This is a genomic window from Aeromonas sp. 600282 (genome assembly GCF_049175755.1).
GTDB classification, from domain to species: Bacteria; Pseudomonadota; Gammaproteobacteria; order Enterobacterales; family Aeromonadaceae; genus Aeromonas; species Aeromonas veronii_A.
In genome coordinates, this window is the sequence record NZ_JAAKVR010000016.1 from 78,532 (window position 1) to 105,502 (window position 26,971).

Consider the following 26,971-nt stretch of genomic DNA (forward strand, 5'->3'; position numbering starts at 1 on the left):
CCGGATTCAAGGGGTACAACTTAGATTGGCCGCATTGGTTACACCATTATCCACCAGCAGGGCACAAGGACCACTAATCACCTGACCGTTGGCGGGTGGCGTCATGGCGATGCTGAGGGAAGCTGGTTTCAACAAGTAAGTTTTATTTCCCTGTGCACTGTAGGAGAAGTTCACCACCAAGCTACTATTTTGCGCTGCCGTACAGACATAGGTAGCCGGCTGGTTGTTAGCCTGGGGTTTATCAATACGGCAAGTAGCCCCCGTAGTTGTGGTACTGACATTCAAGCCACCGAAGGTATTTTTGCTGCAAGATACTGGCGCAGTATTGTTGCCATTCCCCTGCTCAAGACACTCGATCCGTCCCGATACCGTGAGAGTTGGCACAGTCTGGGAGCTGGTATCGATCGAGATAGGCATGGTGGCGACCTTGGCCTCACTTCGATCTACCGGTGAGATAAGTGAAGCTGTGATCCCCGAGTTACCTTGGTAGGCCGTCACCTTGATCGATGCACTTTGCAACACGTTGGATGCATCCTTGGTGCTCTTCTTGGCGGACAAATAACCACGGCTGTAGCTACCAAAATAATAGCTGCCAAGATCAACGACTGTCTTGACAGGCTCGTTGGTCACACCGACATAGTCAGAGGCACTGCCAGTCAACTGGCCACTCAATGGCACCAAGCTCCACTCCGCCAGCATGGTCAGATTGATATCCTGAAACGGAACCTTGGCCAACAGATCCTGAGAGGTCAGATCGAGCTTCGAGAGACTGTCCGGCGAGAGCAGATCCACGTAGATACCTCTAGCAATCAACTGGGCGGTCCCCGTATTCATGGTGATCTTGGTGCTGGTATCTCCCCCTGTCGCAGCATTGGCAGGCAACCAATCCGCAAATTCGGTGATCGTCGGCGGCGTGGCCGTGGGGTTTGCGGTCCAGTTGAGGGTGTTTTTCTGCCAGGTGATGTAGGTAGTAACTACGTACTTGATGTAGTTCTGATAGCTGGTCTGGTTTGCGGGCTTGGCAAGAAAATCAGCGCTGGTCACGACAACTTTGATCAGGTTCCAGTCAGGCAGCGGGCGATAGTAACCATCAAGTCTGACAAAGCGGCAGGCATCCACATAATCGCCACTATTGACCGATGAGAGGCCACTGTTGTAACGCAGTCGACTGGTATTGAGTGGAGCGTAAAACTGTTCGAAACTGCTGCCGCTGCCATCGAAATGATCCTTGCAGCAACTGGTGCAGAGACTCGGTTGATCTCTGACACTGCTGTTGAGTACCCCGGTCTGCTTGGTAACCTGGGAGCCCACATTCCAGTACAACAGGTTGCTGCTGGTCAAAATGGCCTTACCGGGCAGGTAGGCATTGACACTCGAGCCATAACTGCAGGAACAGGAGACCGATGCCAGATCCTGCAGCACCTGTTGAGTATTGCCACCATTGTCTGGCTTATAGGTAACAGTCTCGAATTGCACCAGTTTGCCAACAGAACCATCCTTGGAGGTCACGGTGGGCAATGGCTTGCTGGTCTCTTGCTTGCGCCCTTCCTGGTCAATCTGGATGGAAATGACATCGGGCGCGACCCCGGGGGTATAAACCACATGGGGCGGCTCACGACTGGTATCCAACCCCCCGTTAAACTGATTCTGGGTTAATGACTCAACAGGCGATACCGCACCGGAAAGCAACAAGGAATGGGACTGCCCGACGCTGTCGCTCCAACTGACAGTGACATTGACCACCTTTCGGCCAGGATAGGCATGCAAATAACCCGCCGGGATAGCCGTCTGCCAGCCAGAGCCATTCCAGTACTGATTACTGACGCTCCAACTAAGGGCATAAGTCCCACCGCCATCAGGAGGTGTTGCCGAACTGGAACCTGCCGCGATACTGTTATAAGCAGTAAACGGTGAAACCGCGCTTACCACTCCATTGAAGGTACGAAACGCATCCAGTTTTGACTCCGCCAGACGCATGGCTACCTCATAACGGCGGCTATCCTGGGAGGTATTGAGCAACGAACGAGACATAGCCACCAGTCCTGCGACCCCCACTCCCAGCAGAACCAGGGTGATCAAAATCTCTAACAGCCCAAATCCCTTGTGCGGTTTCATACATGCTCCTACCAGTCGCGCCAGCTACCAGGCACCAGATTGATGCTCTGAAACGCAGCCCCATTTTCGATATTGCTCAACACCGCCTGATCATACTTGGCATCAAAGGTACCGTTAGCCGTTTTGCCCAGTTGATAGTTGGCCACCACGGCACCGTTGACGATAGCCCCCCCCTTCAAGCTGATATCAGTAGTCGCCGTAGCAGGCGTGGATGAATAGGCAAACACCAGCCCATAGAGGGTAGCGCTCCCATTGACCATCAGATTGCCATTGCGAACGATGAGTACCACGGGCGCAGCAACCGAGCCGATAGACCCACCCGGTTTGCAGTCTCCATCGACGATAATCAGGCCGCTTGAGGCGGTCGAGAGCGAGTCGCAATTATTCAACCGATGTACTGCTCGTGACTCCAGATTGGCCCACCCCGTAGCGTCATCATTCTCGTTAAACAGATACCAGACCAGGTCTGTGGGGAATGCCGTATCATTATCTTTGATGTCCGACTGCTTATCACCCTTCTGGCTAATGTAGGTACTACACCCGCCGCTGTAGTCTCCCTGGTGGCAAGTCTGACCAGAACCATTGGTCAAATCCACATTGCCATTCGTCCAGACAGATAACGGAACCCCTGGCCCCCCACCGTTAGGGTTGGCCACCACAGTGAAGTTGCCGGATACTGCCATACCACCGGCAACTGTCAGGGGGGCTGCGGGAGTGCCGGCCAACACGCTTATCTTGATGGCCTTCACCTCAACCTCTGCATTGGCGGTACTGTCCACCAGGGTTGCCATAGTGCGCACTTTAACCGGAACTACGTTCGCCCCACCGACAATCACGGTCGGTTCATCCAGAGCCCACAGGGTATAATTGCCAGCCGAAACAGTGATAGATATACCGCTACTGGGGGTGCGCCAAGCTGCATCCTGCGCAAGCCGTCCGACCCCATCCGAGAGACCCAGCTCGGCCAGTGCCAACGCCTGCCGGTACTGTACTTCATTAAGACTGACACGACGGTCAGCAACCATCAGCTTGCCCACCAGCAAAGAGATGCCAAGCAGGATCACAATAAGCAGCAGCGTAATAGTGAATGTGGTAAAGCCAAGATAACGTTTCATGGCATCAATACCCGTCGTTACGCAGCTTGATATCACGCTGCAAGGTGAGTTTAAGTGCACTATTTGCCTTTAACTGACCCGATATGGCCAAGCGCACCGTTCTCGCGCCAGCCGACGCACTGCTTCCAAGCAGCGAAAAAGTGAGGTCAGTCACCTCAATGGTGTCATCGGTACTGAGTAAATTCCCCGTGCTGCAACTGGTACCGAGCTGCACCCCTTTGTCGGTACTGTCGTAGCTGTAAATAAAGATCTCATTGGCACCGAGGGTTCCATTGTTATCATCATCGTATTTCAGCCGGATACAGCGATAAATCTTGGAACCAGTGATCGTCTCATTCATCAGGTCGCTGCCAGTATCAAAATAGAAGGGGGATCTGGAGCCTGATGCAGCATTGAGAAACACAGTAGCTCCCTGATCGTAACCAGTTCGCTGTACATCACGGGCAATCATGTCCGTGATACTTTGCAGCTCCTGATTTAGACGACTTACCTGCATCGATGTTTGATTGGCCTTGAGAATAGTGGCGAACAAGGATGTTACGGCTGCGACCAAAAACAGACCTGCGACCATGGCCACCATTAACTCGACGATGTTAAAGCCTCGTGCCAGACCTAATCGCATGGAGAGCTCCCCGTGACTGGCTCGGTTCTCACTCGCCCATTTGTGGCAATAATAACCCTGTGCTCAGAGGTCCCGTTCTTCAGACAAATAGAACCATTGCCCAAACCGCCACTGCCGTGAAGATCTTTGAATGAGCCTCTACGGTTATTGATTTCAAGAGCATTTTCAGAACCGGATAATTCATAGTTTGTCGTCAGAGTAATGCCGTTAAACTCGCTGGCATCAACGCCCTTGCGACCTTCAATAACAGAACATGAATCCGAGCAGCTATTACATGCCGAATCAAGAACGATGCGATAGCACCAATTGGCCTGCCCCGCATTGAATATCTTGAAGATTATCGGCTTATTACGTTTGATAGCCTCAGACTTGAGCAGCATGATATCCGTGTAAACGGCTTGGGTAGCCGCCTTGACCATCTGCTCCTGGCGCAATGACTGATAACTGGGGATGGCTACGGTTAGCAGCAGGGCGACCAGAGCCATGGCGATCATCAATTCAATCATGGTAAAACCGGCTGAGCGCCCCTCTGCGAATTCCATTGGCTAAAGACTCCTTTCTTTTCGCACATGCCAGTAGAGTATGATGTCAGTACTATCCTATAGTATCTATCTGTTTAACGAACCCTGCCGCGCCCATGAGAATCAAACAATCCGGAATCACCCTGCTGGAATTGATGGTGGTCGTTGCCATCGTTGCCATCATTGCCGCTGTCGCCTACCCGAGCTTTACTGACGGTCTGCGTAAATCTCGTCGAGCCGATGCCATCAAGGGCTTGCTGACCATGCAGCTCAAACAAGAAGAATTTCGCATCTCCAATGCCAGTTACAGCAGTGCGATAGCCAGTGTGGGCAACCCAACCAGCGATTACTACACCTTTAGCATTTCTGGCGCCAGCGCCACCGCCTACACACTAGTGGCCACCAGCAAGGGGGCCCAGGTCGGCGACAAGGCCGGCAATACGGCCTGTGATACCCTGACTATCAACAAGGCCGACATCAAGACGCCTGCCGAGTGCTGGAACTGAACGCTACCAGCATTCGGTGGCTGTCATGGTGGCTCGTGATACCCCCTGCAGTCCGCTCTGATCGAGAGTCAACAATCCACAGGGATCGCCATTCATCACACCTGTCGGAATGGCGGTCAGGGTATAACGGGCCCCACTGGCATTGAGCGCTACATTGTAATACGCAGCCCCCCCATCCCTCGGCAGGGTCGCCAAGCCGGCAGAGGCTAGGTTACCGGCGTCGTAATTGCCATTGGCAGTAAACTCCCGCTCCAGATATTGCGCCGCTTCCAGCAACACTGCCTTGGCTTCGGCCCGCTTGGCAGCCGCCATGTAGTTGTTGTAACTGGGATACGCGATCGCGGCCAGAATGGCGACCACTGCGACCACTATCATCAACTCAATCAGGGTAAAACCACGTTCCATGCCAACCTCTACTCCAGTTGCAACCAGGACTGGCGGCCACCCAGATCGCCTGCCCCCTCTTCCAGCGTGACCGAGATATTTCCGCTGGAGCCGCTGATATATTTGCGCTCCATCTCGGCATCTTCCACTACGCTTGGCGTCGTGGTGAGCTCATCAAATTGCTTGCCGCTGACCGGCACCTTGATGTCATTACCAGAATCATCCTTGATCGCGACGTAGTCATCATCGTTGACAGCCCCGTCGCCGTTAACGTCGAACACCGAGTAGGTGAGTCTGGCCCCCGAGATGGGATCCAGCTCCATCAACCAAGAGCGGCCACCAAAGTCACAGGCATCCGCCGACGGGATCAAGGTATTGAAGATCAGTCGCTTATGCCGATAGAGCATCTCGGAGACGGCCCGCTCACCGACCCCCTTGCTCAAGCTTGGCGATTTCAATAGCAGATACCAACCCTTTTGGCTGGTGTAATTGACATTCCGGTTGGAGACAACCCTCACGTTGAACTTGATAGTGGTGCCGTTGGCCACAAACTCATGGGTGATGATCTGCTGCAACAGCTGGCTACTGAGCACGGTAGCCCCCGTATCCCAGATACCGTACACCGCTTCCAGCCTCGGCGTGGCGGGAACCAGTTTGTCATCATTGGTAAAATAACTGCCAGTCCCCATCATCACCATAACCCCCCCTTTAGGGTGCCGAATAGCCAAAGGACGCATGGTGATCGGCTGACGCGTACCGGCACTGCAGCTGCCATTACAGGCCTGGAACAGCGGCTTGGGCTTGTTGCCCGTTTTCAAAGCACTTCCCCACTGGGCACTGTTTTTGTCAGTCAGATCGAATTTCCACAGATTGCCGTGCAGGTCACCGGCATAGACATAGTCGACAACCCTGTCCCCGTCTTGATCTACCGGCAAGGGGGAAGATAGACCGTTGGGCTCGCTGGAAGACCCTACCTCGGTATCAATCTCTTTGATGATGGCGCCAGTCGCCAGATCCAGCACAAAAAGCCTCGCAGTCTGACTGGTGCTGTTGTAACCATTCGCAACCAGAGCAACCCATTTGTTGTCGGCTTTGACACGTACCAGAGTGGGTGCCGCCAGTGCAACCCCCATTTCGCTATCGGTGAACTCCCACAGCATCTTGTCGGCGGTGAAGTTATCCGGGGCCGTCACATCGATGGCAAATACCGCCTTGCCACCGGCACCGGTGGATCCCAGCAAGATGCTCTTCCAGCGACTGCCCAGATAGGCATCGCCCACCTTGGGCGTCCCATCCACATAGTAGCGATGGCTGTAATTCGGTCTGGTCAACTGATTCAGCTCGCCCAGCAGGCTGGACGGGATATAGGCCAGTCGCTCGACACCGTCGGCGACTCGAAATCCGTGCAGCATACCGTCATTGGCACCGACATAGAGCATGGGTGGGCGCCGTGTAATCGCCGTCGAGCTTAGAAAAGCTTGGTAACCCTCCCGCTCGGTCTGGGTCAGACCGGCTGCACTGCTGTAACCGTAATCACGCTTGCCCACGTAGACGGGATCAGAATTGATGATGTCGCCGAGCAGATCACTACGATTACGAAACGCACCACCATTGCGCTGCTCACCACTGCGATCACCGCGCAGATAGGCGACACGGCTTTCTCCCTGGTTGTCACCAGCGACATTGAATAGAGCCCGGTTGGTCACATTCAGCGTATCCCAACGAAAGGGGATGCCGACACCATCTTGCCGGGTGAAGATATTGCGTGCCGAAGGCTCGGGGATCAAGGTAGCGGCATCCCAAGCGATCTCCCCAAGGGTGCCATCGCTGTTCAGCGGGATCGAGACCAGTTGCCCCGACCAGTCGCCGCTGTTGTAGCGGGCCTGGTAGATGTGGGTATTGCTGTCCAGCCGGGTTGCGTTGGCGGTCACTGAACTGGCTGAGCTGTTACGGGCGGCAATCTGTGCCAGCGTACTGCTCAGGGCTGCGGCGAAGGTATCCGGATCCGCCGCGCTGAAAAAGCTCCCCTTGCTGTTGACAGCCGCATGCCACAGATCGTCGATCTTGAACTCATCGGAATCATAAGGATTCGGCCAACTGCCCGGGATACCGTTGGCAGGATTGAGCGACCCGTTGACCCCGAGTCCGACGGTAAAGTTGACCAGATGCTGCCAGTTGGCAGGATCCGCCGTGCTGGTTGGCACCTTGTTGGCGAGATCGGGGCGCAGATCTCTCTTCCAGTACTGGTAGGCCACATCGGCCAGCGTATTCTCGATGCTATCTTTGTCCTGATCGCCGACCGAGGGGGAATCACCGTTCCAGTAGCCATCCGTCATCAGGATGTTGTAGCTCTGGCGGCAAGTCAGATGAGGAAGCGTGCTGCCGGCACGGGCAGACCAAGGGCCATTATTGTCACTGCGGGAAAAATACTCCCCAACCTCTTTCAGACCGGTACGCAGCGGTGTCCCCTTCGCCAAAATATCGCGGCCATACAGTTCATTGAAAAATGCGCTTCTGTCGGTACCCGAAAAAGGGGTGACACCACGAATAACACTATCCTTGGCATTGATGGTGGCAAAGCCGACCCGAATTCCCTCTCCCTGACTGGCAAAAGCTCGTCCCACGCCTGCCCGAGCAGCCAAAATCCGCGAGCGGTAATAGGTATACCAGTTGGCAAAATTCTGGATCTCTTCGTCATAGCTACAAACGGGAGCGTTTTTGCAGTCACTGCGATTGGGGCGACCGTCATAGACGGTGGCCACCGCTTTGTTTATCACCACCTGGGTATAGTTCTTGGCGTTGAATACATTGCCACTTCCCTTGTAGTCAAAATAGACAGCCGGCCAGAAACTCTCGTCTTGGTTGTAATAATCAGGAGAAAACTCAGTGTAATAGATGGCCCACCATGCTCGATTGGTTTCAGTCAGGTTGCGACAACCGGCCGCCGTCTTCATAGGGTTGTGAGGGGCACAGGTCACTTTGGCATTTGCCATCAAGGAGCCATCCGCATTGGCCCAGGGACGATAGGTCAGCTGCGGGTTGTAATAGAGCTTGTTGTTATGGCTGGAGCGCACGTAGGCATTGCGGGCATTGTCGCTAGCAAAGGTGATCGTATAGTTGGAGTAATCGTCATTCCCATAAACATTGTTGGCTCGTGGGTAGACATAGCGTGCTTCGTTCTCGATCAAGGACTCGGGCATGATCTCGAAATGCATCGAACCCGAATCATCCAGGGTAAACATGATATTGGGATCGGCCCGGGTGCCGAGATAGAGGGGAACCTGGGCAATATCGAGCGCCGCCTGCGCCGAAGTGCAGCAGAGCATCACTGAAAGGCCAAAACCAAGTTTGCCCATACACCGCCTCCTAGCGACTATAGGTCGATTGCAACAGCACCCGGCTCTCGTCAGAGAGACCAAATCCCCTTGCAGTAATACGATATAGACGACGCTCACTGATGGGCTCATCGACTGCCAGATCCTCGCTCCCCCCCTGGGTATAGGGCAACCGTTCGATAAAGTATTCGGGAGCGCGCCCCGCCAGACCACTGTTGGTATAGGTACGCCAGGCGGTCGAAGGGGAGGCAGGATCCACCGCGGTGTCGATAAATTCATACAGGCCCGCGCTGTTGTCATAGGGACCCGAGTTGCCAGCCTCGATATAGCGCTCGGCAGCGCGCAGGCCCGCTTCTGCCGCCTGCAATGCCTGCAGTGCCTCTTTCTGGTTACCCGCCATCTTCTCTTGCAACTGCGCCCCACGCATGCTGGCCATACCCAGCAGGCTCACCATGACCAGAAAAATCAGGCTGATCACCAGCGCCATCCCCTGCTGTCGATCCATCATGACTGGGCTCCTCAAGGTAGCCGATTGCGCAGCGCAACTGTGGTTTCGGCGACCCAGTACCAGTTGCGATCGGTCGCCCGGAAGGTGGCTCCGGCAAAGCTAAGGGCCTGCGGAGACGACACCACATTGCCTTGGTTACTGCGCATAAGAAGCTGTACTCCAATCCCCAGTACATTGTTCCAGTTTGGATTGCTGGCGGCGCTCACATAGCGATCTGCCGCCCGATCCCGGTTCTGATCCTCGCCGAATGTAAGTTGCATATTGGCCACCCCTTCGATAAGGGGCATACCTGCAGCCACCCCGTTCTTGCGATAAAGCGCATAGGGGCTGCTGGCTGAGGGGCGGGCGATATAGTAGAGACGGGTTTCCACCCTGTTCACGACCGAGCCAAGACCAAACCGCTCCTCGGGTGGGCTGCTGGCCCCCCCCCAGGAACTGCTGGCATTGCCTGGCGTATATTTGTTGTCATTGGAGTGGACGATATTGACCTCACGCCCCCCTGCCACGCCCTGTACTTTGGTGACCTGAAATATTCTGGCCTTCTGACAGTCGGAGACCATGACGATATCTCCCTCGCACAGATCGCTATAACCCTGTGCGCCGGAACCACAATAGTCGGCCTTGCTGGATAGCTGCTGCACAAACAGCTGGGCGGCACTGTTATGATTATCACGACTGAGCGGAACCCCAACCCCAACCGGCCCCTGAACCAACAGGATATCGCTACCCGGCATGGGTCTGGGCTCGGAACCGCTGAACAGAGCAGACAGCTCGGCTGGCAAAGTGGACGTCACATTGTCGTAACCACGCAAAAAGGTGGTGAAGTTGTAGGGCAGTGCCGTACTGTTGTTGAGGGTATTGGTGATATTGACCCCCTGTTTGCTGAGACACCCCTGATAGCCCACCATACGCAGCTCTTTTTGCAGCAGATTGGTGGCAAATCCGCTATCTTCCCGCACCCGGGCAATGGCCTCGCCAGTGAGATAGGTTTTGTGATTGCCGAGAAACACCTGAATCATGACCCCCACCGTTATCAGCGAGAGCACCAAGGCGATCATCACCTCGACCAAGCCGATCCCGTGCTGGTGTAGCGGCAAACCGCTCCTGCTCATAGGTCCGTCCTCAGGATCATGCTGCGCGACGCAGGATCAGTCGACAGCCGACTGCTATCCCACTGAATAGTGATGGTGGCCCTTCCGGCACTGACCGATACGGCGCCATCGCCACCTGGTAGCTCGGCTACGACCCGCTTCCAGTGTTGCAGATCCTGAACCGCCATAGAGCTACCCGAGACAGTTTCGCCCAAGTCGATATTGTATTGCCCGTTCAGAGCCGCGCTGCGATTAGCCCGCATCATGTCGTTGATCATGTATGCATACTGGGTCGCCTCGGTACGCGTCAGCGCCGACTGGTTACTCTTGAGAGCCTGCAGTTGCAGAGTCGCCATGCCCAGAATACCGATGGAGAGCACCAGTACCGAGATCATGATTTCAAGCAGTGACAAACCCCGTTCTCGCATCATGGGCAGCTAGCCTCGGTAATGGAAGGGCGACCAGCCACTGTGATGTTGATATCACGGGAGGGCTCATTCCGACACTCATCAGGACGCAGGGAAAATACCCGTGCCAACGGAGTGCGGCCATCAAGAAAACCCTCGCTATTAAAACGCAGCAGGGAGGTATTGCTGCTCAATACCCCGCCCCCCATGTCGGGAAAGCCTCGCAACAACTCACCATTATCCAGTATGCCGTTACCGTTGCCATCGACCCAGATCTGCCAGCCAGCCTCCCAGTGATGCTGGGTCAGGTTATCGGCAGAGGCGGAGAGGGTCACTACCGTGTTGCGGCGAATGGCTTCTGAGCGGGCAAGGTTGATGGCCGCAACAAAGTTGTTAGCCTGAGTATTGAGAGAAATAGTGCGCAGCAAAGCGTTGAAGGAAGGAACCCCCAACGTGAGTAACAAAGAGACGAGCGCTATGGTGACCATAAGCTCGATAAGGCTAAAACCTGAACGCAAAAACATCCTGTTTCGCTCTGATTTGTTCCAGGAGGACAGACACACTCCATGTGTGCTAAGCCAGAATAAGGGCTTGCTGGCAGTCTATGCCGGGCACTTGGGGTTTCAATCCCGGCAATGCAAAAGTTCGAGCTACATCATCAATTTTTGCTGCGATCTGGTTGCGAACATGCACAAAGGACTCGTTGGGACCAAAAAAGCCACCTCAACGAGGTGGCTTTGGCAATAAACCGACATCTAGCGAGATGAGAGGGATCAGAGGATCCGCAGCTCGGGTGGTACCTCAAACACCACGTTCTCTTCACGGCCAGGATGCTCGGCGACGACATTGCCACCCAACTCCCGCAGGCGTGCAATCACGGACTGCACCAGCACCTCGGGAGCGGACGCACCGGCAGTGACGCCGATCGCCTTCACACCCTCTAGCCAGCTCGCCTCGATCATCGACGCATCGTCGATAAGATAGGCTCTGGCGCCCACCTTCTCGGCCAGCTCGCGCAGACGGTTGGAGTTGGAGGAGTTGCGAGACCCCACCACCAGCATGGCGTCCACCAGCCCCGCCATCTCCCGCACCGCATCCTGACGGTTCTGGGTGGCATAGCAGATGTCATCCTTGCGCGGCCCCTGGATCTTGGGGAAGTGCTTGCGCAGCGCATCGATCACGTCAGAGGTCTCATCCACGCTCAGGGTAGTCTGGGTGACGAAGCAGAGGTCATCCGGATTCTTCACCTTGAGCTTGGCCACATCTTCAGGCGTCTCCACCAGATACATGCCGCCTTCGCGATTCTCGTACTGCCCCATGGTCCCGATCACCTCGGGGTGACCGGCGTGGCCGATGAGCACAGCCTCGGAGCCCTTGCGGCTGGCACGATGCACCTCCATGTGCACCTTGGTCACCAGCGGACAGGTGGCATCGAATACCTTGAGGGCGCGGGACTTGGCCATCTCGCGCACTGTCTTGGCCACGCCGTGAGCAGAAAAGATGACGATGCTGTCGTCAGGCACCTCATCCAGCTCCTCGACGAAGACAGCGCCCGCATCTTTCAACTTGTTCACCACATACCGGTTATGCACCACTTCGTGGCGGACATAGATGGGGGCACCGAACTTCTCCAGCGCGCTCTCGACAATGCTGATGGCGCGATCGACACCGGCGCAAAAACCGCGAGGGTTAGCAAGCAGAATATCCATTAATGCACCTTCTCCTCATCATCAACACCCAGGATCTCCACCTCGAAGGTGACGGTATGACCGGCCAGCGGGTGGTTGAAATCGACTGTGACCGACATCCCTGCTACCGCCCGGATGATGCCCGGCAGCTCGCTGCCGTTAGGCTGATCGAACAGGATGATGGTGCCGACTTTTGGCTCCACATCGGCGCCAAATTTGGCACGGTCGAGATGGTAGATGTTGTCGGGATTGGAGAGACCAAAGGCCTCTTCCGGCGCCAGAGTAAAACTCTTGCTCTCCCCTTCGCTCAGCCCCAGCAGACACTGCTCGAAGGTGGGGGTCAGGCTGCCATCGCCCATCCGCAGGCGGGCAGGTTTGCCGTGCAGCGCCGTGCTGTCGGCAACCGAGCCATCTTCCAGCTTGATGGAGAAGTGGAACAGCACGCTGCTGTTAGCGGTGATCTGCTGGCTCATGCCTGCTCCTTTTTCTCACCACGGACACCGTCCAGCACGATCATGGCGGCCCCGATAAAGATAAAGCTGTCGGCCAGATTGAATGCCGGCCAGTGCGCACGCTGCCAGTAGAAGTCGAGGAAATCGACCACATGGCCCAACACCAGTCGATCAAAGACGTTGCCGAGGGCGCCGCCGATGATGAGTGAATAGGCGATACCGCTCCAACGCTGGGTCACCGACTGCTTGCGCAGCCAGTGGATCAGCAATCCACAGATGGCAAAAGCCAGCACCGCGAAGAACCAGCGCTGCCAGCCCCCCTGATCAGCCAGAAAGCTGAATGCGGCCCCCTTGTTGTAGACGTGAACCAGATTGAAGAAGGGGGTGATCTCCACCCCCGGGTAACCAAATGGCAGCAACTTGACCACGGCGAGCTTGCTCGCCTGGTCCAGTACAAAGGCCAGCACTGCCAGCCACAGCCAACGCAGGCCGCTTTTATGTTGAGTCATGTTCATCAGGCAAATTGACGAGTTTCGCCGTCACCCTCAACGTTGGTCACACAGCGACCACAGATCTCTTCGTGACCCGCGATGGTGCCCACATCTTCTACATGGTGCCAGCAGCGGTCGCACTTGGCGGCAGCAGACTGGGCCACGCTCAACCACAGGTCATCACGCTCGGTCGCCACAGAGCCTTCCGGCGCAATGTCAGCCTCCACAACCTTGGCTTTGGAGGTGAGCAGCACGAAGCGCAGCTCATCAGCCAGGGCATTCAGGCGTGCAGCCAGCTCCGGCTTGGCGAACAGGGTCAGCTCGGCCTGCAGGGAGCCGCCGATGCGCTTCTCACCACGAGCCACTTCCAGCGCCTTGTTCACTTCACCGCGCACGGTGAGGATCTCGGCCCAGAACTCGTCGTTGAGGGTTTCACCCGCTTCCAGCCCGAACAGGCCGTCGTACCACTCTTCGGTGAAGACGAACTCGCCGCGCTCACCCGGCAGCAGGGCCCAGATTTCATCAGCGGTGAAGCTCATGATCGGCGCCATCCAGCGCACCATGGCCTCGGCGATGTGATAGAGGGCGGTCTGGCAAGAACGACGGGCCAGGCTGTCAGCCTTGGCGGTGTACTGGCGATCCTTGATGACATCCAGATAGAAGGAGCCCATCTCGATGGAGCAGAACTGCATCAGCTTCTGGGTTACACCGTGGAAGTTGTACTCGTCGAATGCCGCCATGATCTCGGCCTGTACCGCTTTGGCACGACCCACAGCCCAGCGATCCACCACCACCATGTCGGCAGGTGCCACCATGTCGGTCGCCGGATTGAAGCCGTTCAGGTTGGCCAGCAGGAAGCGGGCAGTGTTGCGAATACGACGATAAGCATCGGCAGAGCGCTTGAGGATCTCGTCGGAGACAGTCATCTCGCCGGTGTAGTCAGTGCTCGCTACCCACAGACGCAGGATGTCGGCACCCAGCTTGTTCATTACGTCTTGCGGGCTGACCACGTTGCCGATGGACTTGGACATCTTGCGACCCTGACCATCCACGGTGAAGCCGTGAGTCAGCACCTGGTTGTAGGGAGCCTTGTCTTTCATGGCCACACCGATCATCAGGGAGGACATGAACCAGCCGCGGTGCTGGTCAGAGCCTTCCAGATACATGTCGGCTGGCTTGCCGTTGAACTCGGGACGGGAATCAACCACGGAGGCATGGGTAGAACCGGAGTCAAACCAGACGTCGAGGGTATCAGGTACTTTCTCGTAGTTGTCGGCATCGGCACCCAGCAGCTCCGCCTTGTCCAGATCCCACCATGCCTGAATGCCGGACTGCTCGACCCGCTTGGCTACTTCGTGCATCAGGCGCACGGATTCCGGGTGCAGTTCCTGGGTCTCTTTATGGACGAACAGGGAGATGGGCACACCCCAGGTGCGCTGACGGGAGATACACCAGTCAGGACGGTTCTCGACCATCGCCTGAATGCGGTTTTTACCCCAGGCCGGTACCCAGCCGCTCTGGCCTTGCTGGGCAATACCGTCCTTCTCGATGCGCTCGATCTCTTCCAGTGCGCGCTTGCGCAGACCCTTCTGCTCCATGCTGATGAACCACTGTGGAGTAGCACGGAAGATGATCGGGGTCTTGTGACGCCAACAGTGCGGATAGGAGTGGTTGAACACCTTGTGATGCAGCAGGGCGCCGCGCTCGGTCAGCACTTCGATCACGGAGGCGTTGGCCTTGAACACATGCTGACCGGCAAACAGTTCGGTATCCGGCAGGTAAACACCGTTGCTGCCAACCGGGTTGGCCACTTCCAGACCGTACTTCTGGCCGACCACGAAGTCTTCCTGACCGTGGCCAGGTGCGGTGTGAACGGCACCGGTACCGGCATCCAGGGTGACGTGATCACCCAGTACCACAGGCACATCGAAGCTGTAGAAGGGGTGGTTGAAGCGCAGCTGCTCGAGCGCGGCCCCCTTGGCATAGCCCAGATTGTGGAATTTCTCGATACCGGCGCGATCCATGACGTCCTTGACCAGCTCTGCGGCCAGGATCAGACGCTCTGGGTGCTCACCTTCAACCTGCACCAGTGCGTAATCCAGATCGGCGTGCATGGCGATGGCGCGGTTGGCTGGCAGGGTCCACGGAGTGGTGGTCCAGATCACCGCAGAGAGCGGGCCCTTGCCGGTGTGGCCTTCGGCGCAGTCAAACTTGGCGGCAACGGTCGCCTCATCAACAGCCTTGAAGCGCACATCGATGGAGGGGGAGTTCTTGTCGTAGTACTCAACCTCGGCTTCAGCCAGCGCGGAGCCGCAATCGGTACACCAGTGCACCGGCTTGGAGCCTTTGTGCAAGTGGCCGTTTTCAACGATCTTGGCCATGGAGCGGATGATGTTGGCTTCGGTGCCAAAATCCATGGTCAGGTAGGGGTGTTCCCAGTCACCCAGCACACCCAGACGGATGAAGTCGGTCTTCTGCGCTTCGATCTGGGTCTTGGCGTATTTGCGGCACTCGGCACGGAATTCGGCAGCGGAAACCTTCTCACCCGGCTTGCCGACCATGCCTTCCACTTTCAGTTCGATAGGCAGACCGTGGCAATCCCAACCCGGCACATAGGGGGAATCAAAACCGGAGAGGCCCTTGGACTTGATGATGATGTCTTTGAGGATCTTGTTGACCGAGTGACCGATGTGAATATTGCCGTTCGCATAGGGGGGGCCATCATGCAGAATGAAAGAAGGCTTGCCCGCTTTGGCGCGGCGAATAGCGCCGTAGAGATCCTGATCGTACCAACGTTTCAGCATGTTGGGTTCGCGCTTGGCCAGATCGCCACGCATCGGAAACTCGGTTTCCGGAAGATTCAGGGTGTGTTTATAGTCGCTCATCAGTCCTGGGTTCCCTTCTTTTCTAAAAGAGTGCTGGGTAAATTGAATTGTGGCAGCCCGAACCAGGCTCGGGCCGCCAGGGCATCTCGTTCGATCTGCTCTTTCAAGGCAGTGAAAGAGGCAAACTTCTGCTCTTCGCGCAGCTTGTGGCGAAGCAGCACCTTGACCTGCTGACCATATAGATCACCAGAAAAATCAAATAGATGTACTTCCAATCTGGCTTGTGTACCGCTCAAGGTCGGCCGTACACCCACATTGGCTACACCGGGGAAGGTCTTGCCGGAACATATCACTTCCACCGCAAACACGCCACCGACCGGGATCACCTGACGCTTGAGGGCCAGATTGGCAGTGGGAAAACCTATGGTGCGCCCTAGCTTGTCGCCGTGGGCCACCCGGCCGCTGATGCTGTAGGGGCGGCCAAGCATCAGCTCCACCTCCGCCATCCGGCCCGCCTTAAGGGCTTCACGCACCAGGGTGCTGCTGACCCGCTGCCGTTCGAGCTGGAAGCTCTGGGTGCTGATCACCTCGAAACCGAAGCGATGGCCCGCCTCCTCCAGCAGGTGGAAATCCCCTTCCCGCCCCTTGCCGAAGCGAAAATCATCGCCGACCACCAGATAGCGCACCCCGAGCTTCTCCACCAGCAACTGCTCGATGAAGGTCGAAGCCGCCTGCTCGGCGAAGCGGTGGCTAAAGCGCACGCAGAGCATGCGATCGATATCCAGCCCCTGCAGCGCTTCGTACTTTTCCCGCAACCGGCTCAGCCGGGCGGGCGCCGCCGTGCCGGCAAACAGCTCCAGCGGCTGCGGTTCAAACAGCATGACGCAGGCGGGCAATCCCAGCTGGGCCGCTTTCTCCTTGAGACGTGCCAATACCGCATGGTGACCCTGATGAACCCCATCAAAGTTGCCAATGGTTAATACACATCCCCGGTGACGGGGCTTGAGATTGTGAATGCCGCGAATAAGCTCCATCAGTGCCTTGTGCGTTGCTGCCATGGAAATCGGCGGATTATATATCAGGCAGCAGGCAGGGTCAGCCCTCATAGCCTGATTTCAACTATCCGGGCCCAATCCCGCCCCTTGGCGGTGCCATGGGGCACTATCCCCATGACGCCACAGGATCACGGCTACTGCTGCCCCGATTTAAGGTGATGCGGCCGAATGCCCAACAGCAGCAACACCACGGCATAGACCGCAGCCCCCAGCGACAGCAGCATGGTCAGCTGCAAACTGGCCTTGCCCATGCTCCATGCGCCCCACTGGGCCAGATCCGGCGACAGGTAGGCGAGCACGCCCCCCATCAGCACGCTGGCGACCAGCAGCTTGAGGCAGAACACGCCGGTATGGCGGGAGGGACGATAGACGCTCTGCTGGTACAGCCCCTTGAACAGCAAGGCCGCATTCAGAGTGCCCGAGCAGGCGGTCGAGAGCGCCAGCCCCACGTAACCGAGCGGGTAGATGAAGATGAGGTTGCAGACCATGTTGGCAATCATCGACATCACCCCGATCCGCACCGGCGTCTTGGTGTCCTGACGGGCGTAGTAACCGGGCGCCAGCACCTTGATCAGCATCAGGGAGAGCAGACCGGTGGTGGAGGCCAGCAGGCTGGCGCTCGACATGCTCACTTCATGCAGACCAAATTCGCCGCGCATGAACAGCACCCGCAGAATCGGCTCGCGCATGACCGCAATGCCTATCATGGCGGGCAAGCCGAGCAGCATCACCATCCGCACCCCCCAATCCATGGTGCGGGAGAAGTCCGCCGGATCGGCATCCACATGCTTCTTCGCCAGCGCAGGCAGGATCACGGTACTGATGGCCACTGCAAACAGACCGAGGGGGAACTCCAGCAGGCGATCAGAATAGTAGAGGTAACTGATGGCACCGGTCGCGAGGAAAGAAGCCAGCATGGTATTGACCAACAGGTTGATCTGGCTGACCGAGACCCCGAACAGGGCGGGGATCATTAGGGTTCGGATCTTCACCACCCCAGGGTGATTCCATCCCCACTTGGGCCATACCAGCATGTTGATTTGGCGCAAAAAGGGGTACTGGAACAAAAACTGCACCAAACCGCCCAAAAAGACACCAATCGCCAGCGAGATCTCAGGTTTGTCCATCAGTGGCGCAATCCACCAGGCCGCCGCAATCATGGTGATGTTGAGAAACACCGGCGTGAACGACGAGACCGCAAAGCGGCCGAAGGTGTTGAGGATAGCTCCCGCCATGGCGGTAAAGGTGATGAACCAGAGGTAAGGGAAGGTGATCTTGAGCATCAGACTGGCGAGCTCGAACTTCTCGGCCGCAGGGCCGCCATGCAGCCAGTCCCAGAACCAGCCCCAGCCAAACAGCGCGGTCAGTACACCCGACCCCAGCACACCAAGCAGGGTGACCACCGTCACTATGCCCCCCAGCGTACCCGCAACCGCCGCCAGCAATTCACGCACCTCCCCCTCATCGCCATTTTTCTTGTACTCCGTCATCACGGGGACAAAGGCCTGGTTGAAGGCACCTTCGGCGAACAGACGACGCAGAAAGTTGGGAATGCGATTGGCAAAAAAGAAGACGTCGGCGGCCACCCCGGCACCAAGCAGATTGGCGATGACCACATCGCGAACCAAGCCCATTACGCGGGATGCCAGCGTCATTCCGGACACTATCATGCCGGATTTGATCAATTTCTTACTCAAGACGAGGCCTCTGGAACTGTCAGAATGAAAAGAATGCTGCTAGAATCGGCCGACAGTTTAACCGTCTCCCTACTGACACACCACCGGGAGGCGGTGTTTATTTGCACAAATCATTTGACAATATGTGGTTGGAAGGGCATATTTCCGGGCCTTTTCAATACACTCGCTAAGACAGTTTTAGGAGTTTTACCTTGGCTAACATCAAATCTGCTAAGAAGCGCGCTCTTCAGTCAGAAAAACGCCGTCAGCACAACGCCAGCCGTCGTTCCATGACCCGTACCTACCTGAAGAAAGTCATTGCTGCTATCGCCTCTGGCGACAAAGCTGCTGCGACTGCCGCTTTCGCTGTTGCTCAGCCGATCATGGATCGTATGGCGACCAAAGGCCTGATCCACAAGAACAAAGCTGCTCGTCACAAGAGCCGCCTGTCTGCCCAGATCAAAGCTATGGCTTAATCAGCGTCTGCTGATCAAAGCTGAAAAAACCGGCCTTAGTGCCGGTTTTTTATTTATCTGCGCTGCAATAAAGTCGATGTAGCAAACTGATCATTTCACGCACCTCATGACTGCGCAGCGAATAGTAGACCGTCTGGGCCTCTTTGCGTGTCGTCACCAGCTCATCCCGCCGCAGCAGCGCCAGATGCTGTGACAAGGCCGACTGACTCAATCCCAATCGCTCGTTGAGCTCTCCTACTGACAGTTCGCGCTCCAGCAACTGGCACAGAATAAACAGTCGCCGTTCGTTGGCCAGCGCCTTGAGCAAGGCCACCGCTTTACTCGCATTGGCTTCCATCTCTTCAAGTTGCATCACATCTCTCCTCTACCACTGATCGCCGATGATACGTGGTGACGGGTCGTTTTAAAACGACAGGGTGGCCGGCTGGATGGCGGAGAAGTTCTCCTGGCCGGAAAAGAGAAAGGTAAAATCGCTCTCGCAGACCCGCTTCACCGCCGGATGCTGGATCATTCGCTCGGCGAAGATGACGTAATACTCCTCCATCAGATCCTGAGTTTCCCCGATCAGCATCACCCCCTCCCCCTCAAGGATCTCCTCCCGATAGATGGTGGGAGCCATGAAGATGCCCTGATTGAAGAAGCCAAACGCCTTCATCAAGGCGGCATCATCAAACTCGCCAAGAATGCTGGGAGAAACCCCCTGCTGCTCGAACCACTGGGTCAGCTGACGCCCCATGGCAGTACGGCGACCGGGGATCAGTAGCTTGCGCTCTTCCAGACAGGCGGGAAAGGGCTTTTCAGGCAACGGCGCCTTGCAGAAGAAGCTGACGCCACAGCCGCCCAACCGTTTGGAGAGCAGGCCCGCATGCTGGCTGGAGTCCACCGGACAGTCGGAGAGGATCATATCGAGCTTGTGCTCGCTCAGCTGCTCCAGCAGCAGTTCGTGGGTCGATTCGAAACAGCGCAGATGGATGGAACCATCATTGGGGATGACAGAGAGCAGCACGCGGCTGGCAAGGCGCTTGGAGAGGGCATCGGCGATGCCGACGTCGAACAGGATCTGGCTCTCCTTGCGGTAGTTGACGATATCGAGCATCTCGTAGGAGAGGCTGAACATCTTGTCGGCATAGCGAAACACCAGCTGGCCCAGCTCGGTCGCCTCAAGAGAGCGCCCCTTGCGTTTGAGTAGCTTGCCCCCGAGGCGCTGCTCCAGCAGCTTGATCTGACCGGTGACGGTTTGCGGGGTCAAAAAAAGGGCTTCCGCAGCCTGGGTAACGGAGCCCTTCTTCTGAGTCATCCAGAAATAGTAGAGATGGTTGTAATTAAGGTGTGACATCCGATGGGGTTCCCGCTTGACGCGGACTCCGGTAGCAGCTGAGTTCAACCGCCAGAATGTCATACATGTCGCTAACCGAGTCAACCTTGTTCGCGCCAAACTGCTCCATCAGACTGGCCTTGAGGCGTGCTTTGTCCGGCATTCGGTCAGCGCAATAACGCTTGTTGGAACGCTTGACCATCTCCCCTGCCCGACTGCTCAACGCCCGCTCGGAGAAGGTCTCGCCGAAACGAGCCTTAGCCTGCTTGTCCCCCAACATCAGAGCACTCTCCACCACCCCGTTGAGATAGGCCGAACAGCTGGCCGAACCAGCCTCCTGTCGACACTCTTCAAACCCGCCAGCTAATCCCATAGGACTGACCAAGAAGAGCAGTAACCATGCCTGTTTTCTCATAAACCCTCCGCATTCTGGTCCCCATCACTCTTGGGGAGTGACAATCGCAAGGCCAGATAGCCAACCAGCGCTGCAATGCTGGATCCAACGAGGATCCCGAGGCGCGAGTAGCTGCCGTAATCTAGCCCACCATGCTCAAAGGCCAGTGACGCGATAAACATCGACATGGTGAATCCGATACCACAGAGGATGCTGACCGCAAAAATCTGCTTGAAGTTAACCCCGGGCGGCAACTGGGCGATACCCAGTTTGACCGACAGCCAGCTGATGGTAAACACCCCGAGCGGCTTGCCGATAAACAGTCCCAGCATGATGCCCATGGGCACCGGATTCAACAGGGAGGAGAGACCTATCCCCTCAAGGGATACCCCTGCGTTGGCAAAGGCAAACAGCGGCAGGATCAGATAGGCGCTCCAGGGATGTAACGAGTGCTCAAGATGCTTGAGTGGCGACTCATAACGCTTCCCCTTGAGCGGGATCATAAATCCGACCACCACACCGGCCAACGTCGCGTGAACGCCCGACTTGAGCACCGCAACCCAGAGCACCAGACCAACCAGCATGTAGAGGCTGATCCTGTCCTCGCCACGACGGTTCATCCAGAACAGGGTAAAGGTAGCCAGAAGACCGATCGCCAGCGCCTCAAGCGACAACTGCTGGGTATAGAAGAGCGCGATGATGATGATGACACCTAGGTCATCCATGATGGCCAGCGCCAGCAGGAATACCTTGAGGCTCACCGGCACCCGCTTGCCGAGCAGCGCCATCACCCCGAGGGCAAAGGCGATGTCGGTCGCAGCCGGGATCGCCCAGCCAGCACGCGCCACTTCGTCCGAATAGTTAAAAAAGGCGTAGATCAAGGCTGGAGCCAGCATGCCGCCCACCGCCGCGATGGCCGGAAAAGTCGCTTGCACCCGGGAGGAGAGCGCCCCCTCCAGCATTTCACGCTTCACTTCCAGGCCAACCAGCAGGAAGAAGATCGCCATAAAGCCATCGTTGATCCAGAGCAGCAGTGGCTTGTTGATGTCGAGAGCCGCGATGCGCACCTGCACCGGCGTGTCGAGAAACGCCTGGTACCCGCCAGCCAGCGCGGTATTGGCTAAAATCATTGCCAGCATGGCAGCCATGATCAGAATAATTCCGGAGGCGGCCTCCAGCTTCAGGAACTTTTTGATTACATCACTCATGGTTAAATTTTCCACCGTATTGCTTTGGTTTGAGTCTATCTCTTGCAACAACCAATGGAAAATCGTTTCTTGCTGCTCAATACAACGAAAAAACCGAAGGCAAAATAGAACATACCTGCTATAAGCAGGTTTTTCCTCGTCTCTGGTTACCGTCTTATTAATCAATAAAATGAATTTTCAATTATTTAACTGCATAAAAAAGGCGCCCTGAAGCGCCTTGCTATCAGATGGCGACGGGCGCCTTGATGCCGGGATGGGGGTCATAACCCTCGATCTCGAAATCCTCGAACTTGTAGTCGAAGATGGAGTCAGGTTTGCGCTTGATCACTAGGGTCGGCAGCGGGCGCGGCTCGCGGGAGAGCTGCAGCGCAGTCTGCTCCATGTGGTTGGAGTAGAGATGCACATCACCGCCAGTCCAGACGAAGTCACCCACTTCCAGATTGCACTGCTGGGCCATCATGTGGGTCAGCAGGGCGTAGCTGGCAATGTTGAACGGCAAGCCGAGGAACACATCACAGCTGCGCTGGTAGAGCTGGCAGGAGAGCTTGCCGCCCGCCACATAAAACTGGAAGAAGGCGTGGCAGGGGGCCAGCGCCATCTTGTCCAGCTCGCCCACGTTCCAGGCGGATACGATGATGCGGCGCGAATCCGGGTTGTACTTGATGTCATCCACCGCCTTCTGGATCTGGTCGATGACAGACCCGTCAGCGGCAGGCCAGGAGCGCCACTGAGCGCCGTAAACCGGCCCCAGATCGCCATTCTCGTCGGCCCACTCATCCCAGATGCTGACGCCGTTTTCCTTCAGATAGGCGGTATTGGTATCGCCATTGAGGAACCAGAGCAGCTCGTGAATGATGGAGCGCAGGTGGCACTTCTTGGTGGTCACCAGCGGGAAACCTTCCGCCAGATTGAAGCGCATCTGATGGCCGAACAGGGAGACAGTACCGGTGCCGGTACGGTCTGACTTGACGGTGCCCTCATCGAGGATTTTCTGCATCAGGTCGAGATAAGCTCGCATTATTTCGCCTCCTTCACGGCATTACCGAACAACTGCGGACGCTTGTAGGCGGCCCAAATCATCAGGGCACCGACGATAATCATCGGGGTGGAGAGGATCTGGCCCATGCTGATCTCCTGGAAGTAGAGACCGAGCTGGCTGTCCGGCTGGCGCACAAACTCCACCAGGAAGCGGAACAGGCCGTAGAACAGCAGGAACATGCCGGAGATGGCGCCGCGCGGCGGATTCTTGCGCCAGAAGAGATTGAGGATGATGAACAACACCACCCCTTCCAGGGCGAACTGGTAGAGCTGGGAGGGATGACGCGGCTCGGGACCCGCCTCCGGGAAGATGATGGCCCAGGGCACATCGGTGACCCGGCCCCACAGCTCGCCGTTGAGGAAGTTGCCGATCCGGCCAACGCCGAGACCAAACGGAATGAGCGGTGCCACAAAGTCGGCCACGGTGAAGAAGTGGCGCTTGGTCTTGTGGGCAAACCAGACCATCGCGGTGATCACCCCGATCAGACCACCGTGGAACGACATACCGCCGGTCCAGATCTTGAACAGGTAGGTGGGATCCGCGAGGAAGAGATCGAAGTTGTAGAACAGCACGTAACCGACACGGCCACCGAGGATCACCCCGAGGAAGCCGTAAAACAGCAGATCCGACACCTCGTTGCGGGTCCAACCGCTGTTCGGTGCATCGGCACGACGGCCGGCAAGCCACATGGCAAACGCGAAACCGAACAGGTACATGAGACCATACCAGCGTACCGATAGTGGTCCCAAACTGAATGCTACGGGATCAATCTGCGAGAAAACCCAATATCCATCGTGCTGCATATGCGGCCCCAGTCAAAATAAAAGCCGCATTTTCCGATCATTCGTCAGCAGGGACAAGGCATGATTATCAATCACTCTGTTTCGATTTATGACCGGCTCGCAGCAAACCGCCCAAACCATGCTCTTCCAGATAACGGGCAAACAGGCCGCGCAGCACGTGGGGATTGTCATGTTTGAGGCCATCAGCCATCAGTTCCGTCAACTCGCTCAGGGTGGATTGACGCAGCACGTACTTGATCCGGGCGATGTTGTGGGTGTTCATACTGAAGCGGCGATAACCCATAGCAAGCAGCAGCAGCACACCGACCGGATCACCGGCCAGCTCGCCACACACCGACACCGGCTTCTGGTAGCGATGGGAAGCATCAACCAGCTGTTGCAGGGCGCGGATCACCGCTGGATGGAAGGCATCGTAGATATTGGCAACCCGGGAATTGTTGCGATCTACCGCCAGCAGGTACTGGGTAAGGTCATTGCTGCCCACAGACCAGAAGTCGATGAGCGGTGCCATCTCCGGCAAAATAAAGAGGGCTGAGGGCACCTCGATCATCACCCCGAGGCTGGGGTAGCGGATCACCGCATCGCGGCTTGCCGCCTCTTCCGACACTTCCCGCCATGCCTGATCCAGCAGACGACGGGAGGCTTTGATTTCGCTGACGCTGCTGATCATCGGCAGCATGATGGCCAGATTGTCCAGCCCTTCACTGGCCCGCAGCATCGCCTTGAGCTGCACCAGAAACAGTTCGGGGTGATCCAGCGTGATCCGGATCCCCCGCCAGCCAAGGAAGGGGTTTTCCTCGACGATGGGGAAATAGGGCAACGGCTTGTCGCCGCCCACATCCAGCGTCCGCATGCAGACCGGCCGGTTGCGGTAGGTCTCCAGAATGCCGCGATAGCGGGCAGTCTGCTCCCACTCAGAGGGGAAACTCTCCTGCAGCATAAAGGGGATCTCGGTGCGATAGAGACCGACCCCGTCCGCCAGCTGATTTAGGGAGATCTCGGTATCGGCGCTGAGACCGGCGTTGAGCAGCAGGGAGACCTTGGTGCCGTCGGCCGTCTCGGATGGCAGGTTGTCGACGCTGCGCACCAGGCTATCGAGCGCCCGCTCTTCGCTCAGCAGCTGACGATACTCGGTCAGGATCACCTGATTGGGCTCGATGAAGAGATCGCCGCTGTAGCCATCGACGACCAACATGCGACCACCGATGTCACCAAGGGGCAGATCGACCCCCATGATGGCAGCCACCCCCATGGCGCGGGCCAGAATGGCCGCGTGGGAGTTGGTCCCCCCCTTGAGCGAGACCACCCCGGTCAGATACTCGCGGGGCACTTCCGCCAGAATGGTGGCCGTCACCTCGTCGGCAACCAGCACAACCGGCTCGCCGATGGAAATATGCTCCGGTTCATTCTGCACCAGTCGGCTGATCAGCCGCTGGGCAATATCCTTCACGTCGGTGGAGCGCTCCTGCAGGTAGGGATCCTTCATCCCCTTGAACTGCTCGATCAAGCGATCGCTGATGAGCTTGACCGCAGATACCGCAGTCCAGTGCTCCTTGCTTACCTTGTTGCGAATGGGCTTGATGTAGCCGGGATCGTTCAGCAGATGGAGATAGATATCGAAGATCGCCACCGAATCCTGGCTGTAGCTCTCGCGAAAACGCAGCGCCAGACTCTCCAGATCGTGACGCACCTCCTCCACGGCCAGCTCCAGCCTCGCCAGCTGGCTGGCATGGTTTTCATCCTTGCGCGGGGTAATGGACGAGAGCGCCTTGCGGGGCCGCCACACCCAGGCCTTGGCCATGGCAATACCGCTGGCACCGGCAATACCGCGCAGCGGCTTGCTCCAGTCGGTCTTCTGCAACCACCCCTTGGCCTGCGCCTGGGCGATACGCGCCGCCAACTGGGCCGCCAGGGTGACCATGAAGGACTCTTCCCCCTCATCGAAGCGGCGACTCTCCTTCTGCTGTACCACCAGAATGCCGACCACCTGACGCTGGTGCATGATGGGGGCGCCCAGGAAGGAGCGGAACGCCTCTTCGGCCACATCGGGCAGGAATTTGAAACTGGGATGCGCGGGGGCATCCGCCAGGTTGATCAGCTCTTCCCGCTGACCGACCAGACCGACGATGCCCTGTTCGAAGGGCAGAGTGGCCTTGCCGACCGCGGACGGGGCCAAGCCGTCGGTAGCCGCCAGGCGATAGCGGCGCACCTCGGGTTCCGAGACATAGACGGAGCAGCAGTCCACTGCCATGGCGTGCCGGGTCTGGCTCACCAATGCTTGCAAGGCCTGCTCGAGGGTATTGGCCTCGGCCATGCTCTCGACGATACGTCTCAGTTCCGTTAACAACTAATCTGTGCTCCTTAACGGGCGCGGTTGCGCCGCCCATCCTTCTTGTTGACCTGCACTACCGGCACTGGCATCGCCAGCGGGGCAAACTCTTTCATGACCCGGCGGTAAACCTCCCGCTTGAACGAAACGACCTGACGCACCGGATACCAGAAGCTGACCCAACGCCAGTCGTCAAATTCGGGATGGCCATGACAGCCGAACTGGATCCTCGACTCCTTGCCCGAATTCAGCTGTAACAGGAACCATTTTTGTTTTTGGCCAATACAGACCGGTGAACTGTCCCAGCGGACAAGACGTTTGGGTAAACGGTACTTTAGCCAGTTACGACTGGTGGCCATGATGGTCACATCTTCGGGCTTGAGGCCAATCTCCTCATACAGCTCTCGATACATGGCCTGCTCTGGCGTTTCACCATCATCAACCCCCCCCTGCGGAAACTGCCAGGAGTGCTGCCCATAGCGTTTAGCCCACAACACTTGTCCTTCACGGTTACAGATCACGATACCGACATTGGGACGAAATCCGTCGCCATCAATCACGTGATCACCTTATAAAGGCTGAATCTATAAGGAGATTGTTCCACATTCACTCCGTG

The 26,971-nt window shown here is 57.0% G+C and carries 26 protein-coding genes; 2 read left to right on the forward strand and 24 right to left on the reverse strand.

Annotated features, from left to right (window positions below):
- Positions 1 to 6: 6 nt before the first annotated feature.
- From G5137_RS15495 to G5137_RS15510, 4 genes are read right to left on the reverse strand one after another with little or no spacing between them, the layout of a single operon-like run.
- Positions 7 to 2,115: a type IV pilus modification PilV family protein gene (locus G5137_RS15495; protein WP_421255638.1), complete on the reverse strand. Its 2,109-nt coding sequence runs from the start codon at positions 2,113 to 2,115 to the stop codon at positions 7 to 9.
- A gap of 8 nt (positions 2,116 to 2,123) precedes the next feature.
- Positions 2,124 to 3,230, reverse strand: coding sequence for a PilX N-terminal domain-containing pilus assembly protein (locus G5137_RS15500; RefSeq protein WP_421208960.1), 1,107 nt, complete (start codon positions 3,228 to 3,230; stop codon positions 2,124 to 2,126).
- Between the two features lie 4 nt (positions 3,231 to 3,234).
- Positions 3,235 to 3,822: a PilW family protein gene (locus G5137_RS15505; RefSeq protein WP_216954532.1), complete on the reverse strand. Its 588-nt coding sequence runs from the start codon at positions 3,820 to 3,822 to the stop codon at positions 3,235 to 3,237.
- A 20-nt stretch (positions 3,823 to 3,842) separates the two neighbouring features.
- Positions 3,843 to 4,394, reverse strand: coding sequence for a GspH/FimT family pseudopilin (locus G5137_RS15510; protein ID WP_421208961.1), 552 nt, complete (start codon positions 4,392 to 4,394; stop codon positions 3,843 to 3,845).
- A 95-nt stretch (positions 4,395 to 4,489) separates the two neighbouring features.
- Here G5137_RS15510 and G5137_RS15515 point away from each other — a divergent pair, with 95 nt between their 5' ends.
- Positions 4,490 to 4,879: a type IV pilin protein gene (locus G5137_RS15515; protein ID WP_100654566.1), complete on the forward strand. Its 390-nt coding sequence runs from the start codon at positions 4,490 to 4,492 to the stop codon at positions 4,877 to 4,879.
- Between the two features lie 3 nt (positions 4,880 to 4,882).
- On the opposite strand, the gene tppA is transcribed toward G5137_RS15515, so the two are convergent.
- The 12 genes from tppA to murJ form a co-directional block, all read right to left on the reverse strand.
- Positions 4,883 to 5,284, reverse strand: coding sequence for a type IVa pilus pseudopilin TppA (gene tppA, locus G5137_RS15520; protein ID WP_100654567.1), 402 nt, complete (start codon positions 5,282 to 5,284; stop codon positions 4,883 to 4,885).
- 8 nt (positions 5,285 to 5,292) lie between these two features.
- Complete coding sequence (locus tag G5137_RS15525) at positions 5,293 to 8,619, reverse strand: pilus assembly protein (RefSeq protein WP_421255639.1); 3,327 nt, start codon at positions 8,617 to 8,619, stop codon at positions 5,293 to 5,295.
- Between the two features lie 10 nt (positions 8,620 to 8,629).
- A complete protein-coding gene (locus G5137_RS15530; RefSeq protein WP_123173790.1) occupies positions 8,630 to 9,106 on the reverse strand; it encodes a pilus assembly PilX family protein in 477 nt (158 codons plus the stop codon).
- Positions 9,107 to 9,117: 11 nt separating this feature from the next.
- Entirely contained in the window at positions 9,118 to 10,218 is a 1,101-nt protein-coding gene (locus G5137_RS15535; RefSeq protein ID WP_123173791.1) for a PilW family protein, read from the reverse strand.
- On the reverse strand, positions 10,215 to 10,610 hold the full coding sequence (pilV, locus tag G5137_RS15540) for a type IV pilus modification protein PilV (RefSeq protein WP_272950156.1): 396 nt from the start codon (positions 10,608 to 10,610) through the stop codon (positions 10,215 to 10,217). Before pilV ends, G5137_RS15535 begins: the two co-directional genes overlap by 4 nt.
- A 14-nt stretch (positions 10,611 to 10,624) precedes the next feature.
- The gene (gene tppE / locus G5137_RS15545; RefSeq protein ID WP_100646794.1) at positions 10,625 to 11,128 is read right to left on the reverse strand and encodes a type IVa pilus pseudopilin TppE; all 504 of its coding nucleotides are present in this window, start codon (positions 11,126 to 11,128) and stop codon (positions 10,625 to 10,627) included.
- Between the two features lie 249 nt (positions 11,129 to 11,377).
- Complete coding sequence (ispH, locus tag G5137_RS15550) at positions 11,378 to 12,313, reverse strand: 4-hydroxy-3-methylbut-2-enyl diphosphate reductase (protein WP_123173793.1); 936 nt, start codon at positions 12,311 to 12,313, stop codon at positions 11,378 to 11,380.
- A complete protein-coding gene (gene fkpB / locus G5137_RS15555; protein ID WP_005341354.1) occupies positions 12,313 to 12,765 on the reverse strand; it encodes an FKBP-type peptidyl-prolyl cis-trans isomerase in 453 nt (150 codons plus the stop codon). Before fkpB ends, ispH begins: the two co-directional genes overlap by 1 nt.
- A complete protein-coding gene (gene lspA / locus G5137_RS15560) occupies positions 12,762 to 13,259 on the reverse strand; it encodes a signal peptidase II (protein ID WP_129504761.1) in 498 nt (165 codons plus the stop codon). Before lspA ends, fkpB begins: the two co-directional genes overlap by 4 nt.
- Complete coding sequence (ileS, locus tag G5137_RS15565; RefSeq protein ID WP_421255640.1) at positions 13,259 to 16,120, reverse strand: isoleucine--tRNA ligase; 2,862 nt, start codon at positions 16,118 to 16,120, stop codon at positions 13,259 to 13,261. Before ileS ends, lspA begins: the two co-directional genes overlap by 1 nt.
- Positions 16,120 to 17,094: a bifunctional riboflavin kinase/FAD synthetase gene (gene ribF, locus G5137_RS15570; protein ID WP_236353766.1), complete on the reverse strand. Its 975-nt coding sequence runs from the start codon at positions 17,092 to 17,094 to the stop codon at positions 16,120 to 16,122. Before ribF ends, ileS begins: the two co-directional genes overlap by 1 nt.
- 155 nt (positions 17,095 to 17,249) lie before the next feature.
- Positions 17,250 to 18,812, reverse strand: a complete 1,563-nt coding sequence (murJ, locus tag G5137_RS15575) for a murein biosynthesis integral membrane protein MurJ (RefSeq protein ID WP_247823906.1) — start codon at positions 18,810 to 18,812, stop codon at positions 17,250 to 17,252.
- A gap of 191 nt (positions 18,813 to 19,003) precedes the next feature.
- Here murJ and rpsT point away from each other — a divergent pair, with 191 nt between their 5' ends.
- Complete coding sequence (gene rpsT / locus G5137_RS15580) at positions 19,004 to 19,267, forward strand: 30S ribosomal protein S20 (protein ID WP_005308808.1); 264 nt, start codon at positions 19,004 to 19,006, stop codon at positions 19,265 to 19,267.
- A 49-nt stretch (positions 19,268 to 19,316) separates the two neighbouring features.
- Here the strand turns inward: rpsT and G5137_RS15585 are convergent, their stop codons facing one another.
- The 8 genes from G5137_RS15585 to rppH form a co-directional block, all read right to left on the reverse strand.
- Positions 19,317 to 19,619, reverse strand: coding sequence for an ArsR/SmtB family transcription factor (locus G5137_RS15585; protein WP_013724128.1), 303 nt, complete (start codon positions 19,617 to 19,619; stop codon positions 19,317 to 19,319).
- 51 nt (positions 19,620 to 19,670) lie between these two features.
- Positions 19,671 to 20,603 carry a transcriptional activator NhaR gene (nhaR, locus tag G5137_RS15590; RefSeq protein ID WP_005340434.1) on the reverse strand — a complete coding sequence of 311 codons (933 nt, stop codon included), beginning with the start codon at positions 20,601 to 20,603 and terminating at the stop codon, positions 19,671 to 19,673.
- The gene (locus G5137_RS15595) at positions 20,590 to 20,955 is read right to left on the reverse strand and encodes a hypothetical protein (protein ID WP_216954529.1); all 366 of its coding nucleotides are present in this window, start codon (positions 20,953 to 20,955) and stop codon (positions 20,590 to 20,592) included. The genes nhaR and G5137_RS15595 overlap by 14 nt, the downstream gene beginning before the upstream one ends.
- Before the next feature lie 38 nt (positions 20,956 to 20,993).
- Positions 20,994 to 22,184: a Na+/H+ antiporter NhaA gene (gene nhaA / locus G5137_RS15600; RefSeq protein WP_005341370.1), complete on the reverse strand. Its 1,191-nt coding sequence runs from the start codon at positions 22,182 to 22,184 to the stop codon at positions 20,994 to 20,996.
- 223 nt (positions 22,185 to 22,407) lie between these two features.
- Positions 22,408 to 23,202 (reverse strand): thymidylate synthase, encoded by a 795-nt coding sequence (thyA, locus tag G5137_RS15605; RefSeq protein ID WP_421255641.1) that lies wholly within the window; start codon positions 23,200 to 23,202, stop codon positions 22,408 to 22,410.
- The gene (lgt, locus tag G5137_RS15610) at positions 23,202 to 24,026 is read right to left on the reverse strand and encodes a prolipoprotein diacylglyceryl transferase (RefSeq protein ID WP_421202933.1); all 825 of its coding nucleotides are present in this window, start codon (positions 24,024 to 24,026) and stop codon (positions 23,202 to 23,204) included. The genes thyA and lgt overlap by 1 nt, the downstream gene beginning before the upstream one ends.
- A 67-nt stretch (positions 24,027 to 24,093) precedes the next feature.
- Entirely contained in the window at positions 24,094 to 26,373 is a 2,280-nt protein-coding gene (gene ptsP, locus G5137_RS15615) for a phosphoenolpyruvate--protein phosphotransferase (protein ID WP_421255642.1), read from the reverse strand.
- A 14-nt stretch (positions 26,374 to 26,387) separates the two neighbouring features.
- Positions 26,388 to 26,915, reverse strand: coding sequence for an RNA pyrophosphohydrolase (gene rppH / locus G5137_RS15620; RefSeq protein WP_005357996.1), 528 nt, complete (start codon positions 26,913 to 26,915; stop codon positions 26,388 to 26,390).
- Between the last annotated feature and the right edge of the window lie 56 nt (positions 26,916 to 26,971).